Genomic DNA, 15,406 nt, shown 5'->3' with positions numbered 1-15,406 from the left:
GTCGCAATCCACACCGAGCCAGAAGGCCCTCACCCATTTCAAGATCCCTCAGTCGAGACCTGCATCACCCGTCCACAACCTCCCGGGACAGAACAACTAGGGCCTGCCCACCGACGGCCCCCGCAGCGGGTTCGGCAGCGGAATGTAGCGGGCGTCCGCTCCGTCCGCGCGGGTCCACCGCAGCAGGAGGTTGGTCTTGCCCGGGAGGGAGGGGCCCGCGAGGAGGTCCGTGATCTCGGGGAGGTCGTGCGTGGCCGCGTAGTGGAGGAACTCCTCCCGGGCCGCGGGCCACAGCCCGGGGGCGGCGTGCGGGTGGCGGTCGGCGAGTTCCGCCGCGATCTCCGTGAGGTGGTTGACCACCAGGCAGTAGACCAGGCGCTGCCAGGCGGCCGCGCGCGGGAGGTCCGGCAGGAGCTTGACGCCCTCCGCGTCGCGAAACAGCGCCTGCACCGGCGTCCCCGTGGCGTCGACCGCGACCAGCGTGTTCTGGAGGTGGGCCTCCAGTACGACCCCGTGGCGTTCGAAGAGTTCCAGCACCGGCGGGACCACCTGGCGCAGGTACGCCCGCCACCAGGCGGCCGGATCCCGGGTGCCGGCCAGGGGGCTCCCCGGGTAGCCCTCGGCGAGCGCGGCGGCCAGCAGCGGGGTGGCGCCGGGCTCGGTGTGCGCGCGCAGGCCGTCGCGGACCAGGACGGCGAGTTCCTCGAAGGCGAAGGCGGCCGTGCGGTAGCCCCGGTCGGCGAGCCAGGCCGCCCGCGAGCCGGACCGGCGCAGCGCCGCGAAGCCCGCCTCGACCGCCGCGTCGGTGCGGCGCAGTTTCAGCAGGTCGTGGCGCCACAGCCGGCGCACGTCGTTGGTGATGCGGACGTCGAGGCTGAACTTCACGAACAGGTCCGCGGCGGTGTCCGGCGCGTACAGGGTCCGGATCGATGCGGTCGGCCAGGCCGGGCGCCGGCCCTCCCCGAGCCTCAGGAGGCGCCCGTCGGCGAAGGCCTCGCGCACCGCAGGGCGGGCGGCCACCAGGTCGAGCTGCCAGGGGTGGGCGGGCAGCAGCCGGTATCCGGCGGGCGCGTCCGGCCCGTCGAGGAGTCCCGCGAGGGAGTCGACGGCATCGGCGGCGGCCCGTCCGCCCTCCTCGACGCACTGGTCCTCGCGCAGCCCGAGGAAGACCAGTGGGAAGCGGGCGTGGGCCTCCGGCGCGTAGGGCAGCCAGCTCGCGGCCGGTGCCCCGCCCCGGGCCTTGGGGGCGGGGTGGTGCGGGTGGCCCATGACGAGGGACTGTTCGGAGAGCAGGTAAGGGTCCGCCGGAGGCTCGGCGGCCAGGCGGGCGGTCAGCAGTGCGGCGATGGTGTCGCGGCTGTCGGCGATCTCGACGGGCAGTTCGTCGTTCGGGGTCCCGGTGAAGCGGCCCAGCTCCTCGGAGGTGAGCTTGACCAGTTCGGTGTGGCCCAGCGGATGCCAGCCGTCGGCGGTGCGCAGTTCGGGGCGCGCGGAGCGGCGCCCGCCGTGCACGCGGAGCAGCCGGCCGCTGCCGCGCAGCCGGTGGACCTCGTCCCCCAGGGGTTCCGCGGCCTCCCTGAGCAGGCAGTTCAGCAGCGGGGTGGTCGCGTAGGCGTCGGCGGCGGCGTTGAGGTCCACTGGTTCCATTCGGTCTGTCCGGTCCATCCGGTGCGCCGGGGGTTCGCGGGACGCGACCGCCCGGCCGTGATCTTCAGTATCCGCGATGATGAAGTGATCATCCCTTCGAGTGACTATCTGCGGAGCCGCAGCATGTACCTTCCCGCTTCACCGGCCGAAGACGCCGTCGCCGCCGAGCTGGACGGCGTCCGCCCCGCCCTCTCGGCCGCGTACGCCGACGCGCTGGCCGGGGCCCGGGCGGCGGTGCTGACCCGGCTGTGGCGCGCGCTGGCCTTCGAGCCGCTGCCATGGGTGATCGGCCGCGACCAGGGGCCTGGCGGGTTGGCACTGCTGCTGGAGGGGGGCGGCAGGCTGGAGGGCCCTGCGCCGGACCCGTACGCGACCGGGCCGTACGTCCGAGAGCTGCTGCTCGACGGCCGGGCGTACGGGCAGGCCGCACGCCTGATGGCGGCGCTGGGCGTGCCCCACGGGGAAGCGTTCGCCGCCGAACTGGACGGCAGTACGGCGAACCTCGCGCTCTCCCGGGCCGGGCAGCCCCCCGCCGGGCCGGACGACTCGGCGCTCAGCACCTGGCAGTGGGAGCAGCGGATCGTGGACGGGCACCCGTACCACCCGAACTGCCGCTCCCGGCCCGGTTTCTCGGTGGCCGAGCAGCTGGCGTACGCGCCGGAGCACCGGCCGGTGGTGGAGCTCGGCCTGGTGGCCGTACGGGCCGAGGAGTGCCTGTTGACCGGCGACTGGCCCGGGGAGCTGCGGGACGGCGGGCGGATCCTGGTCCCGGTGCACCCGTGGCAGGCGGCGCACACCCTGGGGCACGAGCCGGTGCGGGCCGGTTTCGCGGCGCACCCGCTGATGGCCCTGCGCACGCTGGCGCCCGCCGACGGCGGTGCGCACGTCAAGACGGCGCTGAGCACCCGGCTGACCTCCTCCGTGCGGGACATCTCCGTCTACTCCATCGAGACGGCGGCGGCGGTCTCCGCCTTCGCCGGGGCCCTCGCGGAGCGGCTCGACGGGCGGCTGCACATCACCCGCACACTGGGTGCGGCGACCGCGCACAGCCCCGACCTGGCGGCCGTACTGCGCGAACCGCCCGAGGCGTACGCGGACGCGGCCGCCGGTGAACGGGTCCTTCCGGTGGCGGCGCTGGCCGGGCTGCCCGAGGCGCGCTCCGCGGCCTGGCGGGCCCGCTTCGCCCGCCTCGCGCTGTCGGTGTGCCTGCGCGTGCTGGACCTCGGGGTGGCGCTGGAGGCCCACGGCCAGAACCTCCTCGTCGTCCTCTCCGCCTCCGGGGAGCCGCTGCGGCTGATCTACCGCGACCTCGCCGACATCCGGATCAGCCCGGCCCGGCTCGCGCGGCACGGTCTGCCGGTGCCGCCGCTGTCCGGCCGGCTGATCACCGACGACGTGACCGTGCTGCGGCGCAAGCTCTTCGGGTCCCTGCTCGCGGGGGCGCTCGGGGCCACCGCGGGCTCGGCGGGCGCCTTCCACGAGGACCTCGCCGCGGTCGTCCCCGCCCTGCCGGCCACGGCCGACACGGAGGCGCTGCTCGCCGGGCCGCTGCCGGTGAAGGCGCTCACGCTGATGCGGCTGAGCCCCGGCGTTCCGGGCGACCAGTGGGCGGACCTGCCCCATCCACTGGCCGTTCACCGACCGGGGGATGAACCGGGGCTCCGCGCGGGCTACTGTCCAGGGGCATGACAGGTACCTCGGATCTGAGCTCCGTACGGGCGTCCTACGACACCGTCGCCGTCGACTACGCCCGTCTCCTCGGCACGGAGCTGTCCGGCAAGCCGTTGGACCGGGCGATGCTGTCCGCGTTCGCCGAGTCCGTACGCGGGGACGCGCTCGGGGACGGGCCCGGCGGCCGGCCGGTCGCGGACGTCGGCTGCGGTCCGGGCCGGGTGACGGCCCATCTGGCCGGACTCGGGGTGCCGACCTTCGGCATAGACCTGTCCCCGGCGATGGTGGCGGTGGCCCGTCGGACGTATCCGGGGCTGCGTTTCGAGGTCGGTGCGATGGCGGCGCTGGACGTGGCGGACGGGGTGCTCGGCGGGGTGCTCGCCTGGTACTCCACCGTTCACACCCCGCCGGCGGAGCTGCCCGTCCTGTTCGCCGAGTTCGCCCGGGTCCTGGCACCCGGCGGGCACTTCCTGATCGCCTTCAAGTCGGGCGACCGCCGGGGCCGGCTGGAGCACGCCTACGGGCATCCGGTAGCCCTGGACGTGTACTGGACGCCGCCGGAGCTGATCGCCGGGCTGCTGGCCGGGGCCGGGCTCACCGAGACGGGCCGCCTGGTGCGCGAGCCCGTCGGGGACGAGGCGGGTCCGCAGGGCTTCCTGCTCGCCCGCAAGGCCTGACGCCCCCGGCTACCAGCGCAGCGGGAGCCGGCTCACTCCCCGCATCAGGGTGCCCGGGAGCCACTGGCGGGGACCCGCGTCCGGGTCCTCCGCGAGGTCCGGGAAGCGTTCCAGCAGCGAGCGGATCGCGATGCGGCCCTCCATGCGGGCCAGCGGTGCGCCCAGGCAGAAGTGGATGCCGTGCCCGAAGGCCAGGTGGCTCTGGCCGGTGCGGCGGATGTCGAAGACGTCCGGCCCGGGCTCCGCGAACCGTGCCGGGTCGCGGTCGGCCGCCGCGAGGGCGACGAGGACCGAGGAGCCGGCCTCGATGCGGGTCGAGCCGATCTCCAGGTCGGTGCGGGCGAAGCGGTACGTGGCGTGCTGGACGGGACCGTCGTAGCGGAGCATCTCCTCCACCGCGCCGTCGATGAGGCCGTCGGGGTCGGCGCGCAGGGCCGCCAGCTGGTCGGGGTGCGCGAGGAGGGCCCGTACGCCGTTGCCGATGAGGTTCACGGTGGTCTCGTGGCCCGCCACCAGCAGCAGGAAGGCCATCCCGATCAGCTCGTCCGGGGCGAGCTGGTCGCCGTCCTCGTCGCGCGTGCGGATGAGGGCGCTCAGCAGGTCATCGCCGGGCTTCTCCGCCTTGGCCCCGACGAGTTCGAAGAGGTACGCGGTCATCTGCTCCATGGCCCGGGGGTCCGAGCCTGCGGCGTCCGCCGAGGTGACGATCTCGCTCGACCAGAAGCGGAAGCGTTCCTGGTCGAGGTCGGGAACGCCGAGCAGCTCGCAGATCACGGTCATCGGCAGGGGCGCGGCGAAGGAGCCGATCAGGTCGCCCCTCCGGTCGGGGCGGGCGGCCATCGCGTCCAGCAGCTCGTCGGTGACCTGCTGGACCCGGGGGCGCAGGGCCTCGACGCGGCGGGAGGTGAACTCGCGGGCCACCAGGCGGCGCAGCCGGGTGTGGTGGGGCGGGTCGGATTCCAGCATGTTGCGGTTGGCGGCATAGGCCTGGGAGGTGTCGAACAGCTCGGAGCCGAGCCAGTTCTTGGACAGGGCCGGGTGGTTCAGCGCCTGTCTGGCCTCCTCGTGGCCGACGACCAGCCACGAGCGCTCCCCGGCGATCTCTATCCGGTGGACGGGTCCCGCCTGGCGCAGCGCTGCGTAGAAGGGGTAGGGGTCGGCGTCGAACTCCTCGGCGTGCGAACCGAGATCCACAAGAGGCATACCGGCAGCGTACGACCGCCACCCACCGGTCCGAAGTGGTTATCCGACGAGCCGAAGCGTTTCCTCGGAAGCCGCCGGCCGTGGGCCGTTCGGGCGGCAAGCCCGGTCCGTGTGGGCCCGCCTGCACCGGGATCGGGCCGGGCGGTGGCAGAAGGGAGTATGAGCCTTCCTCGCCGCCGGGTCCTGGGCAGCGCCGCCGCGGCCGTGTTGGCCACGGTCGGGGCGGCGGGCCGCGGGCCCGACTACGGCGCTCTGGCCCGCGGGCTTCAGGGGCGGCTGGTCCTCCCCGGCGACCGGGAGTTCGCCGAGGCACGGCAGCTGTTCCAGCCCCGCTACGACGCGGTCGCACCGGCCGCGGTGGCCTATCCCGCGCACGCCGCGGACGTGGCGGCCTGCCTGGACTTCGCGCGCCGCTCGGCCGTCCCCGTGGTGCCGCGCGGCGGCGGGCACGGCTACGCGGGCTGGTCCACGCGCGCCGGCGGGCTGGTCGTCGACCTCGGGGCCCTGGCGCGGGTGGCCGTGGCGGGGGACGGCGTCCGGGTCGGCGCCGGGGCCCGGCTCGGGGACGTGAACGCCGCGCTCGCCGGGCGCGGACTGGGCGTCCCGACCGGGCTGTGCCCCTCCGTCGGCATCGCCGGCCTCACCCTGGGCGGCGGCCTGGGACTGTCCTCACGGTCGTACGGGGCCACGTGCGACCGGCTCACCGGTGCCACGGTCGTCACCCCCGACGGGGCCGTCCGCGAGGTCGGCCCGGACCGCGAGCCCGAGCTGTACTGGGCCCTGCGCGGCGGCGGGGGCGGCAACTTCGGGGTGGTCACCGAGTTCCGCTTCCGCACGCATCCGGTGGCCGACGCGGCCTTCGCCGAACTGCACTGGCCGGGCTCCGACTCGGCGGCGGTGCTGCGGGGCTGGCAGCGGTGGCTGGCCGGACTGCCCGATCCGTTCTGGAGCCAGGTGGAGTTCACCGTCGGCGCCGACGCGGGGGCCGACGGCGTGCCCGCGCTGCGGGTGGTGTGCCTCGACGGGCGCCGGGAGCTGGAACGGGAGCTGACCCGGCTGACCGACCTGGTCGGCAGGCCGGTCCGGGACGACTGGATCGTCGTACGCGGATACGGGGACACGGTACGGGCCATGTCGGGCTGCCTGGAGCGGAGCGCCGAGGAGTGCCGGCTGCCGGGGGCGCTGCCCGGCCGGGACCCGAAGGGGCGCCTCGGCCGGGAGTCGTACGCCGCCCGCTCCGACTTCTGGGCGGGCGGCGGGCTGCCGGACGCGGCGATCGGCGCGGTACTGGCCGCCGTGCGGCGCCACCCGTCGGCGGTGCCCCGGGGCGGCCTCGGGGTGGTGCAGTTCGACGGGGTCTGCGGCGGGGCCCTCAACCGGGTCCCGGTCGGGGCGACCGCGTTCGCCCACCGGGCCGCAGCCTTCCTCGCCCAATACCTCGTCCACTGGCCGGAGTCCGCGACGGCCGCGGACGTGGCCCGGCACCAGGAGTGGCTGGACGCGCTCTGGCGGGACCTGCGCCCGTGGGCGAGCGGGAGCGCGTACCAGAACTACGTCGACCCGAAGCTCACCGGCTGGCGAGAGGCCTACCACGGGCCGAACCTCGCCCGGTTGGAGGCGGCCCGGCGCCGCTACGACCCCGACCGGCTCTTCCGTTTCCCCCACGCCCTCTAGGAGCTGCGCATGGTGCTACGTACGTTGACGATCGCCGCGGCGGCGGCCGCGCTGCTGGTGCCCGGGGGCCGGCTGTCCGTGGCCGCGGCGGAGCACACCGTCGTCCCGGAGACCTTCGCCGCCGGACGCTGGACCGCCCGGGAGGCGGAGTCCTTCTGGACGCCCGAACGCATGGCGTCCGCCGTCCCGCTGCCGGTCGCCCCGGTCCCGGACACCACCACCGCCGACGCCACCCCGGGCACCGCCCCGGCGGCGCCCCCCGGGCTCCACGCGCCCGTCCCGGCTCCGCCGGACGCGGCGCCGGGCGTGGCACCTGTCCCGGCACCGGGCACGGCGCCCGGCTCCGCGCCGACACCCGCCCCGGATCCCGCACCGGCCCCCGTCCTGGATCCCGTGCCGGATGCGCCCCCGGTCCCGGTCCCGGTTCCGTTCCCTGACCCGGACGCGGAGGACCGCGACCCGGAGGACGAGGCCCTGAACCCGCCCCCGGTCCTGGAGCCGGCCACACCCCGCCTGCCCGCCCCGGGACCCGGCGTCGGCCAGGACTTCAACGGCATGCCGACCGTCGGCAGGATGTACCTCGTCAAGGGCGGCGGCGCCTACTTCTGCACCGCGAGCGTGGTCGCCTCCGCCGGCCACGACCTGGTGATGAGCGCGGCGCACTGCCTGACCGGATCCGACTACCAGCAGGTGGCCTTCGTACCGCAGTACACGCGCGCCGATCCCCAGCCCTACGGCATGTTCCCGGTGCGGCGGACCGCGGCCGGGAAGTCCAGGATCTGGATCGACCCGCGCTACCGCACGCAGGGCGTCAACCGGGCCGCCGGACTCGACGTGGCCTTCGCCCAGGTGGGACCGGACGCCGACGGGCTCCCGGTGGAGGACGTGGTCGGCGCGAACCGTCTGGTGACCGGCTCCGGTTACGCCCACCCCCAGGTGACGCTGGTCGGCTACCCGGCCTCCGCCGCCCGGCCGCGGCTCTGCGTGAACCGGACGACGAAGTTCACCAGCTCGGATCCGGCGATCCCCGGATCGTTCCTGCGCATCGACTGCACGGGCTACCCGGGCGGGACCAGCGGCGGCCCGTTCCTGAGCCGCTACGACGCGCGGACGCGCACCGGCGACGTGATCGGGGTCATCGGCGGCTGGAAGACCGGCGGGGACACCGCCGACACCTCCTACAGCTCCTACTTCGGCGCGGACGTCAGGAAGTTGTACGCGAAGGCGGTTGCCGAGGCGGAGGCGGGCTGAGCGGGACCCGCACCCAGCGGGTGCGGCGCGGATTGCCGACCGTACGCGGGGCCGCGGGCAGCCCGTCGGCCGTCAACGGGTCGGCGGGCGCGAGGCCGAGCCGGCGCCGCAGATCGGCGAGGGCCGCGTGGACCGGCGCGAGGACGACCTCCGCGCCCGGGTCGATGTGGGCGAGGGCGTGCGCGGTGGTCTCGATGGCCTCGGCGGCGTCCTCGGCGGCGGCGCGGCTCCACCCGCCGTGCACGGCGCTGTCGTAGAGGTGGCAGGCGGCATCGGCCACGGCGTCGGCCCGTTCGCCGACGCCCGGCGCCGCGATGGTCGGCAGTTCCATGCCGGGTCAACGAGCCGGTCCCGCCGGAGGCTACGACCGGATCCGGCGGGCCGCCGCCTGCACGGCGACCGCGGCCGCGCCGGCCACGGCCAGCCCCCGGGCCAGGTCCCTCGGCCTCGTGGGCCGCAGGACCCCGGCCCGGCGCAGCCGTCCGCGCGCCCACAGGGTGAAGGGGATCACCAGCAGCGGCGAGGTGACCACCCCGGGCGTGTAGCCGCGCGTCGCGGCGGCCTGCGCGAGGTGGACCAGGCCGTGCAGCCCGAAGCCGTTGAGGGAGTCCTGGTAGAAGGCCGAACGCCCGCCGGTGCGGTACCCGTCCGCGGCTGCCGCCGTGACGACGAGCCCCATGAAACCGACGGCGGTGGCGAACCGGCGCCCGTCCACGCCTTCGAGGGTGCGCCAGATCCGGTCGGGCACGCGGGGGTGGCGTGCGCGGAGCACCGGGACCCGGGTGCGGGACCAGCGGCCCATGGTGGCGACTTCTTCGAGGTCGTGCACGGCCCAGGCGGCGAGCAGTCCGAGGGTGGCCGCGCCCGACGGTAACGAGGTTCCTGTCATGGAACGACAGTCTGCAGCCACAGCGGCAGCAGCAGAAGGGAGATCACGGAACTCTTGATCACGAGGGAGGCCGAGAGGTCGACGCCCACGTCGTAGCGCTGGGCGAAGATGAACAGGTTCTGCGGGGTGGGCATCGCGGCGATCAGGACCAGGTACGCCAGCCATTCCCCCCGCACCCCGAACAGCGTCCCGCACACCACCCAGGCCACCAGCGGGAAGGCCAGGCACTTGAAGCCGATCAGGGCGAGCTCCTCGCGGGTGGTGCCGCGGACGTCCAGCCCGAGACCGCCGAGGTGGAGGCCGAGGGCGAACAGGGCCACCGGGGAGGCGCTGTCGCCGACGAAGGCGGCGCCGTCCAGGACCACGGCGGGCACGTGCACGGAGAGCAGGTTGAGCAGGATGCCCGCGTTGCAGGACAGGACCAGGGGCGTGGCCAGCGAGGCGCCGACCGCGCGGGCGAGGCGCCGGCCCGGACCGCCGCCGGTGGTGGGATCGGTCCGGCCCAGTTCCATGAGGGAGATGACGACCATGGACAGGACGCAGACCTGGAACAGCAGGATGGGGAAGATCGGCGCGGCGGTCCCGAAGACGGTGATGAAGACGGGGACGGCGAAGTAGGCGGTGTTCACCTGCACTCCGGCCATCACGCGCAGCGCGACGGCGCGCGGCTCCCGGATGGAGCTCGCGACCGACCCCGCCGCGACGAGGGCCACCGCGAGGGCGGCGGCGGCAGCGTAGCCGCCGATCGCCCGCCAGTTGAAGAGCGCGCCGAGGTCGCTGGCGTAGATGTTGCCGAAGAGGTAGCAGGGGACGGCGAAGAGGAACGCGTAGTCGGAGAAGGCCTTGGACGCCTCCGCCGGAACGATCTTGCGGCGTGCGAGCAGCACCCCGCCGCCGAAGGCCAGCAGTACCGGCAACAGCTTCTCCAGCGCGGCTGCCCCACCCATGCGTACCCGACTCCCCCGTGATCGACCTGCCGGCAGCCTACCCGTACCCGCGGTTCCGCCCGGTTCCGGTCGCGGGGCGCATACGCTGGACCGATCATGAGCGACAGACCCCGCATCCGGCCGGGCCGCCGGAACCGTGAACGCCCCAGCACCCCCGAGGCCGCGGGCCCGGGGGCACTGGCCCAACTCGGCGTGGTGCTGCGGACTCCCGCGCGGGCGGCGGAGCCCCTGTTGGCGCAGGCACCCAAGGCCTGGCAGCGGATACTGCCCTTCGCGATCGCCGGCGTGTTCGTGGTGACGCTGCTGCCGGTGACCATCACCGTCCTGGCCTCCGACTACGGGCTCGGCGGCGGCTGGTCGGGAGCGCTGGGCGTGGCGCAGACCGTGCCGCTGCTGCTGGCCGTGACCCGGCCGGTGCGGGCGTGGGCGGTGGTCCTGATCGCGGACACCATCGGCGCCCTGCTGCTGCTCCAGGCCGACAAGGTGGCCTCGCACCCCTGGCCGTGGCCGCCGATGACCATCGTCGGGTACCTGCTGCTGATGGCGTGCCTGGGGCTGCGCGAGTCCGTCCGGACCCTGGTCGGGGTGTGGCTGGCGACCGGCGCGGTCGGGGCGGCGCTCGGCTTCTTCCCGCCGGCGGGCACCTCGAACACCGCCGCCCTGCTCTTCGTGCTCGCCGGGGTGGTGCTGGCGCTGACGGGCGCCCTGCGCGGGTACGGAGACGCGCAGCGGCGGATCGCCGAACAGGAGAGCATCAGCGAGGCGGAGCGGGCCCGGCGCACCCTGCTGGAGGAACGGGCGCGGATCGCACGGGAGTTGCACGACGTGGTGGCCCACCACATGTCGGTGATCACCGTGCAGGCGGATTCGGCGCCGTACCGGTTGCCGGACCTGACCGAGCCGGTGCGGGAGGAGTTCGCGGCGATCGCCGCCAGTGCGCGGGAATCGCTCGGCGAGATGCGGCGGCTGCTGACCGTGCTGCGCGGTGACGGTACGGAGCGCGCCGAGGGCGAGAAGGCCCCGCAGCCGGGGATCGACCGGCTCCAGCAGCTGGTGGAGACCACCGTACGGGCGGGGCAGCCGGTGGAGTTGTCCCTGGCGGCCGGGGCGGCCCGTACGGCGCCGCCGGCCGTGGACCTGTCGGCGTACCGGATCGTGCAGGAGGCCCTGGCCAACGTGGTGCGGCACGCGCCGGGGGCCGCCACGCGGGTCTCGGTGACGGTCGACGCGGACGAGGTGCTGGTGGTCGTGGTCAACGGCCCTGCCCGGGGCGCCGTGGTGGCGCTGGAGAGTTCGGGCACCGGGCACGGTCTGGTGGGGATGCGGGAGCGCGTACGGTTGACCGGCGGGACGCTGGACACCGGTCCGCTGCCCGACGGCGGCTTCCGGGTGGCGGCCCGCCTGCCCCTGAACGACGCTACGCAGGAGACGACTTGACCATCCGGGTGATCATCGTCGACGACCAGGCCATGGTGCGGGCGGGGTTCGCCGCGCTGCTGTCGGCGCAGGCGGACATCGACGTGGTGGGCGAGGCCCCCGACGGGCGGGAGGGGTTGCGGGTGTCCCGCTCCACGCATCCCGACGTGGTGCTGATGGACGTACGGATGCCGGAGATGGACGGGCTCACCGCCGCCCGCGAACTCCTCGATCCCCCGCCGGGGGTGGTGCACCGGCCGAAGGTGCTGATGCTGACCACCTTCGACATCGACGACTACGTCTACGAAGCCCTGCGCGTGGGCGCCTCCGGCTTCCTGTTGAAGGACGCCCCGCCGGCCGACCTGATCTCGGCGGTCCGGGTCGTCGCGTCGGGCGAGGCCCTGCTGGCCCCGTCGGTGACCCGCCGGCTCATCGCCGACTTCGTCCACCGGCGGCCGGCTCCGCGCAAGGACCCGGCGCTGCGGCTGAAGGGGCTCACCCCGCGTGAGACCGAGGTACTGGAACTCATCGCGCGCGGACTCTCCAACCAGGAGATCGCCGCCCATCTCGTCCTCGCGGAGCAGACGGTGAAGACCCACATCGGCCGGGTCCTGGCCAAACTGGACCTCCGCGACCGCGCCCAGGCCGTGATCTTCGCCTACGAGGCGGGCCTGGTGCGGCCGGGCGGTTCAGGCTGAAACAGGATCAAGATGAAGGCGCCACGATCGGCGAAGGGCGGATGCCGCTGCCTCAGGGCTGCGGAGGGTCCTGCGGCCGCTCGGTGCCCAGCTGCTCGTTGATCTTCTTCTGAGCCATGTCGGTCTGGCTCTGATACTTGTTCCCGGTCTTCGCGTCGAAGGCGTCTCCGGCCTTCTCCACACCTTGCCTGGCCGTGTCCTCGTGGCCTTTGAGCATGCTCTTGAGCTTGTCGAGCATCGACATCTGCGATCCCCTTCCCGAGGGTTTGAGGCGTACCCAGCATCGCCGCATTCGCCTGGGCTCGCATCCGGGGGCCGGCCTTCAAGCGGCGGGTGACACGTCTCCTCCACCCCCTACCGGGGTATGACGTCCGACTTGGCTCCCCGGTGCGACGTCGGCCGCGGTACCTCATTCCTACCTTCCTCCTCGTCACGAGGCTCGCCACGAGGCTCGCCACGAGGAAGGGAGAAGGGGCATGCGCCGCTTCGGGAGGACGCTGGTCACGGCCGCGCTGGCGGTGGCCGTCGTCGCGGGGACCGCGGGATGGGCGTCCGGGGAGGGTCAGGCCGCGGTCACCGGGCCGCCGCCGGGCGCCGCCGCCTGGCGGGCGGACTCGGTGTACGGCCGGGCGCTGCCCGATCCGGCGGGCGCGACCCCGGCCGAGGTGGCCCGGTTCTTCGCCGGGCTGGACGATTCCGCGCGGCAGGCTCTCGTACGGTCGCACCCGCTGGTGCTGGGGAACCTGGACGGGGCGCCGCTCACCCTGCGGTACGAGGCCAACCGGATCGCCGCCCGCGCCACCGGCGAGGCCCGGTACGCCTCCCTCGCGGCGCCGGGCCGCCAGGTCCTGGCCTTCGATCCGCGCGGCCGGGGGCAGGTGGCCGAGGTGTTCGGGGACCTGGAGCGGGCGCGGCACGTCTCGGTGATCGTGCCCGGCTCGGACAACGACGCCACCACCTACGACGCGGTGCGCACCCCGCACACCGGTCCGGCCGGGATGGCCCGCGCCCTGCGCGTGGCAACCGGGGGCGACGCGGCGAACGGCCACGGCTCCGGGGACGTCGCCGTGATCGCGTGGACCGGGTACACCACCCCGGTCGGAGTCGGCCTGGACGTGGCCGGCGGCCGGCTGGCCGAGGCGGGGGCGGCCCGGCTGGCCCGGTTCACCGCGGGGCTGGACGCGGTCGGCGCACCCGACCCGGTGCTGTTCTGCCACAGCTACGGCTCGGTGGTCTGCGGGCTCGCCGCCCGCGACACCGACGCCACCGACATCGTGGCCTTCGGCTCCCCCGGCATGCGCGCCGATACCGCCGCCGCCCTGGGCACCCGGGCCCGGGTGTGGGCGGCCCGGGGCCCCGACGACTGGATCGCCGACGTGCCGAACGTCCGGTTCGCCGGGATCGGCCACGGCGTGGACCCCACCTCCCCGGCCTTCGGTGCCCGGCGGGTGCCGGCCGCCGATGTGCAGGGCCACACCGGCTACTTCGCGCCCGGCACCCGGTCCCTTGCGGCCTTCGCCGCGATCGCGAAGGGAGAGGTCCGATGAGCGCCCTCACCACCGTGAAGCGGGCCGCCGAGCGGATCGACCGGCAGACCCCCGCCCATCGCGACCGGGCCGTCGACGGGCTGCGCGCCCTGGCGCTGCTGGCCGTGCCGACGGGTCACTGGCTCCTCGGCGGTTTCACCCTCGATGCGGACGGCGGCCTGCACAACGCGAGCCCCCTGTCGGCCTTCGGCGCGCTCGCCCCGGCCAGTTGGGTGCTCCAGATGCTGGGCGTCTTCTTCCTGGTCGGCGGCTACGCGTCGGCGCTCTCCTTCAACCGCCGCAAGGGTTCGACGGGCGCCTGGCTGAAGGACCGGATCGTCCGGCTGGGGCGGCCCGTGCTCGGGGTGACCGCCGTGTGGGCGCTCGCCGCGCCGCTGCTGTACGCGGCCGGGGTGCCGGAGGCGACGCTGCGGACCGGGGCGACGTTGGTGATCCAACCGCTGTGGTTCGTCGGGGTGTACGTGGTGATCACCGCGCCGACCCCGTACTGCGTGCGGGCGGCGCGGCGGCTGGGCGGCTGGGCGGCGGCCCCGCTGCTCGGTTCGGTGGCCGTGGTGGACTTCCTGCGCTACGGGCCGCTTTCCGGTTCCGTGCCGTCCTGGCTGTCGCTGCTGAACATCCTGCCGGGCTGGCTGTTCGCGTACCAGCTGGGCGTCTCGTGGGGCGAGCGGCGCATCGGGCGGCGCGGGGCGTGGCTGCTGCTGGCCGGTGGGACCCTGCTGTTCGCCGCGCTGCTGGTGGTCTTCCACTACCCGGCGTCGATGGTGGGCGTGCCGGGTGCGGCGCGCACCAACTCGCACCCGCCGTCGCTGCTGGTCCTGGCCCTGGCCGCGGCCCAGTCGGGGGCCGCGATCCTGCTGCGCGACCGGCTGGCGGCCCTGCTGGCGCGGCCCGCGGCGTGGGCTCCGGTGGTGGTGATCAACCTGTGCGCGATGACGATCCTGTGCTGGCACCAGACGGCCATGCTGGCGGCGGCCGTTCCCGGTTCCCTCGTGGGTGGGGCGGCCGGATTGGCGGGGCTCACCACGGCCCCGGACAGCCTGGGTTGGATCGCGGCGCGGGTGGCGTGGATGCCGGTGTTCGCGGTGCTGCTGGTGGTCATCGCCCGGTACGCGCGCCGGTTCGAGGAGCCGCCGCGGGCCGTGCGCGGAGGCCGGGCGGTGCGGCGGACCGTGGCGGGGCTGCTGGCGGCGGGGTTCGCGGTGTTCGCGCTGGGCCTGGCGTAAACGTGGATGCGGCGAGAGCGCCGCTCCCCTTGGGGAGCGGCGCTCTCGTCATGTCCTGCTCGGCGCGTGGCGCGTGGCGCGTGGCGCGCGGCGCGCGGCGCGTCAGGCGATCGAGGCCGCCACGATGGCCGCGACGGCCAGGTTGCAGGCGGCGGTGACCCACACCGCGGGGTGGGGCTCGGGGTCGACGACGATGGCGCCGAGCTTGCCCGGGGTCACCAGGTCGAGCACCAGGAAGGCCACCGCCATCAGGACCAGGCCGAGCAGGCCGAAGGCGGCCGTCGACAGCAGGCCCTTGCCGAAGTCGTCGTACGTGGTCCAGATCGAGGTGAAGACGATGCCGCCGATGCCCAGGAGCGCCGAGCTGAGCATGACGGACGCGTTGCGGTTGCGCTCTTCCCAGATCTGCTTCGGGAGCTTCCCGGGCGTCAGCACGTCCACGAGGACGATGCCGAGGATCAGCAGGACCAGGCCGAGGGCACCGTAGGCGCTGGTGCGGCCAAGTCCGTTGACGATGTCGCTCATTGAGAAGCCTGTCTCCGCGTGGGTGGGATAAGTAT

At 74.7% G+C, this 15,406-nt stretch carries 15 protein-coding genes; 8 read left to right on the top strand and 7 right to left on the bottom strand.

Annotation, left to right across the window (positions count from 1 at the left end):
* Positions 1 to 96 precede the first annotated feature (96 nt).
* Positions 97 to 1,665: an IucA/IucC family protein gene (locus ACIQ5Y_RS24385; RefSeq protein ID WP_403884157.1), complete on the bottom strand. Its 1,569-nt coding sequence runs from the start codon at positions 1,663 to 1,665 to the stop codon at positions 97 to 99.
* 105 nt (positions 1,666 to 1,770) lie between these two features.
* Here ACIQ5Y_RS24385 and ACIQ5Y_RS24380 point away from each other — a divergent pair, with 105 nt between their 5' ends.
* Entirely contained in the window at positions 1,771 to 3,336 is a 1,566-nt protein-coding gene (locus ACIQ5Y_RS24380; protein WP_403884154.1) for an IucA/IucC family protein, read from the top strand.
* Complete coding sequence (locus ACIQ5Y_RS24375) at positions 3,333 to 3,995, top strand: class I SAM-dependent DNA methyltransferase (protein ID WP_403884151.1); 663 nt, start codon at positions 3,333 to 3,335, stop codon at positions 3,993 to 3,995. Before ACIQ5Y_RS24380 ends, ACIQ5Y_RS24375 begins: the two co-directional genes overlap by 4 nt.
* A 9-nt stretch (positions 3,996 to 4,004) precedes the next feature.
* Here ACIQ5Y_RS24375 and ACIQ5Y_RS24370 read toward each other — a convergent pair whose 3' ends face one another.
* Positions 4,005 to 5,198, bottom strand: coding sequence for a cytochrome P450 (locus ACIQ5Y_RS24370; RefSeq protein ID WP_403884148.1), 1,194 nt, complete (start codon positions 5,196 to 5,198; stop codon positions 4,005 to 4,007).
* 159 nt (positions 5,199 to 5,357) lie between these two features.
* Here ACIQ5Y_RS24370 and ACIQ5Y_RS24365 point away from each other — a divergent pair, with 159 nt between their 5' ends.
* Entirely contained in the window at positions 5,358 to 6,872 is a 1,515-nt protein-coding gene (locus ACIQ5Y_RS24365) for an FAD-binding oxidoreductase (RefSeq protein ID WP_403884145.1), read from the top strand.
* 9 nt (positions 6,873 to 6,881) lie between these two features.
* The gene (locus ACIQ5Y_RS24360) at positions 6,882 to 8,123 is read left to right on the top strand and encodes a serine protease (protein WP_403884142.1); all 1,242 of its coding nucleotides are present in this window, start codon (positions 6,882 to 6,884) and stop codon (positions 8,121 to 8,123) included.
* Here the strand turns inward: ACIQ5Y_RS24360 and ACIQ5Y_RS24355 are convergent.
* Genes ACIQ5Y_RS24355 through ACIQ5Y_RS24345 form a run of 3 tightly spaced genes read right to left on the bottom strand, consistent with a single transcriptional unit; the run spans position 8,077 to position 9,959 of the window.
* The gene (locus ACIQ5Y_RS24355; protein WP_403884139.1) at positions 8,077 to 8,454 is read right to left on the bottom strand and encodes a hypothetical protein; all 378 of its coding nucleotides are present in this window, start codon (positions 8,452 to 8,454) and stop codon (positions 8,077 to 8,079) included. The genes ACIQ5Y_RS24360 and ACIQ5Y_RS24355 overlap by 47 nt on opposite strands.
* 30 nt (positions 8,455 to 8,484) lie before the next feature.
* A complete protein-coding gene (locus ACIQ5Y_RS24350) occupies positions 8,485 to 9,012 on the bottom strand; it encodes an HXXEE domain-containing protein (protein WP_403884136.1) in 528 nt (175 codons plus the stop codon).
* Positions 9,009 to 9,959, bottom strand: a complete 951-nt coding sequence (locus tag ACIQ5Y_RS24345; protein ID WP_403884133.1) for an AEC family transporter — start codon at positions 9,957 to 9,959, stop codon at positions 9,009 to 9,011. The genes ACIQ5Y_RS24350 and ACIQ5Y_RS24345 overlap by 4 nt, the downstream gene beginning before the upstream one ends.
* 96 nt (positions 9,960 to 10,055) lie before the next feature.
* Between ACIQ5Y_RS24345 and ACIQ5Y_RS24340 the strand changes: the two genes are divergently transcribed.
* Together ACIQ5Y_RS24340 and ACIQ5Y_RS24335 are read left to right on the top strand one after the other, a co-directional pair.
* Entirely contained in the window at positions 10,056 to 11,396 is a 1,341-nt protein-coding gene (locus ACIQ5Y_RS24340) for a histidine kinase (protein ID WP_403884130.1), read from the top strand.
* Positions 11,393 to 12,073, top strand: a complete 681-nt coding sequence (locus ACIQ5Y_RS24335; RefSeq protein ID WP_403884127.1) for a response regulator — start codon at positions 11,393 to 11,395, stop codon at positions 12,071 to 12,073. The genes ACIQ5Y_RS24340 and ACIQ5Y_RS24335 overlap by 4 nt, the downstream gene beginning before the upstream one ends.
* Before the next feature lie 52 nt (positions 12,074 to 12,125).
* Here the strand turns inward: ACIQ5Y_RS24335 and ACIQ5Y_RS24330 are convergent, their stop codons facing one another.
* On the bottom strand, positions 12,126 to 12,317 hold the full coding sequence (locus ACIQ5Y_RS24330; RefSeq protein ID WP_403884124.1) for an antitoxin: 192 nt from the start codon (positions 12,315 to 12,317) through the stop codon (positions 12,126 to 12,128).
* 232 nt (positions 12,318 to 12,549) lie between these two features.
* On the opposite strand from ACIQ5Y_RS24330, the gene ACIQ5Y_RS24325 reads away from it, so the two are divergent.
* Both ACIQ5Y_RS24325 and ACIQ5Y_RS24320 read left to right on the top strand, forming a co-directional pair.
* Entirely contained in the window at positions 12,550 to 13,620 is a 1,071-nt protein-coding gene (locus tag ACIQ5Y_RS24325; protein WP_403884123.1) for an alpha/beta hydrolase, read from the top strand.
* Positions 13,617 to 14,846: an acyltransferase gene (locus ACIQ5Y_RS24320; protein ID WP_403884120.1), complete on the top strand. Its 1,230-nt coding sequence runs from the start codon at positions 13,617 to 13,619 to the stop codon at positions 14,844 to 14,846. Before ACIQ5Y_RS24325 ends, ACIQ5Y_RS24320 begins: the two co-directional genes overlap by 4 nt.
* A 102-nt stretch (positions 14,847 to 14,948) precedes the next feature.
* Here the strand turns inward: ACIQ5Y_RS24320 and ACIQ5Y_RS24315 are convergent, their stop codons facing one another.
* The gene (locus ACIQ5Y_RS24315; protein ID WP_403884117.1) at positions 14,949 to 15,371 is read right to left on the bottom strand and encodes a DUF350 domain-containing protein; all 423 of its coding nucleotides are present in this window, start codon (positions 15,369 to 15,371) and stop codon (positions 14,949 to 14,951) included.
* Positions 15,372 to 15,406: the final 35 nt, after the last annotated feature.

This window comes from Streptomyces sp. NPDC096339, from assembly GCF_044762985.1.
Taxonomy (GTDB): domain Bacteria; phylum Actinomycetota; class Actinomycetes; order Streptomycetales; family Streptomycetaceae; genus Streptomyces.
The sequence above is the reverse complement of the archived record's forward strand: the minus strand, read 5'-3'. Positions and strand labels throughout refer to the sequence as shown.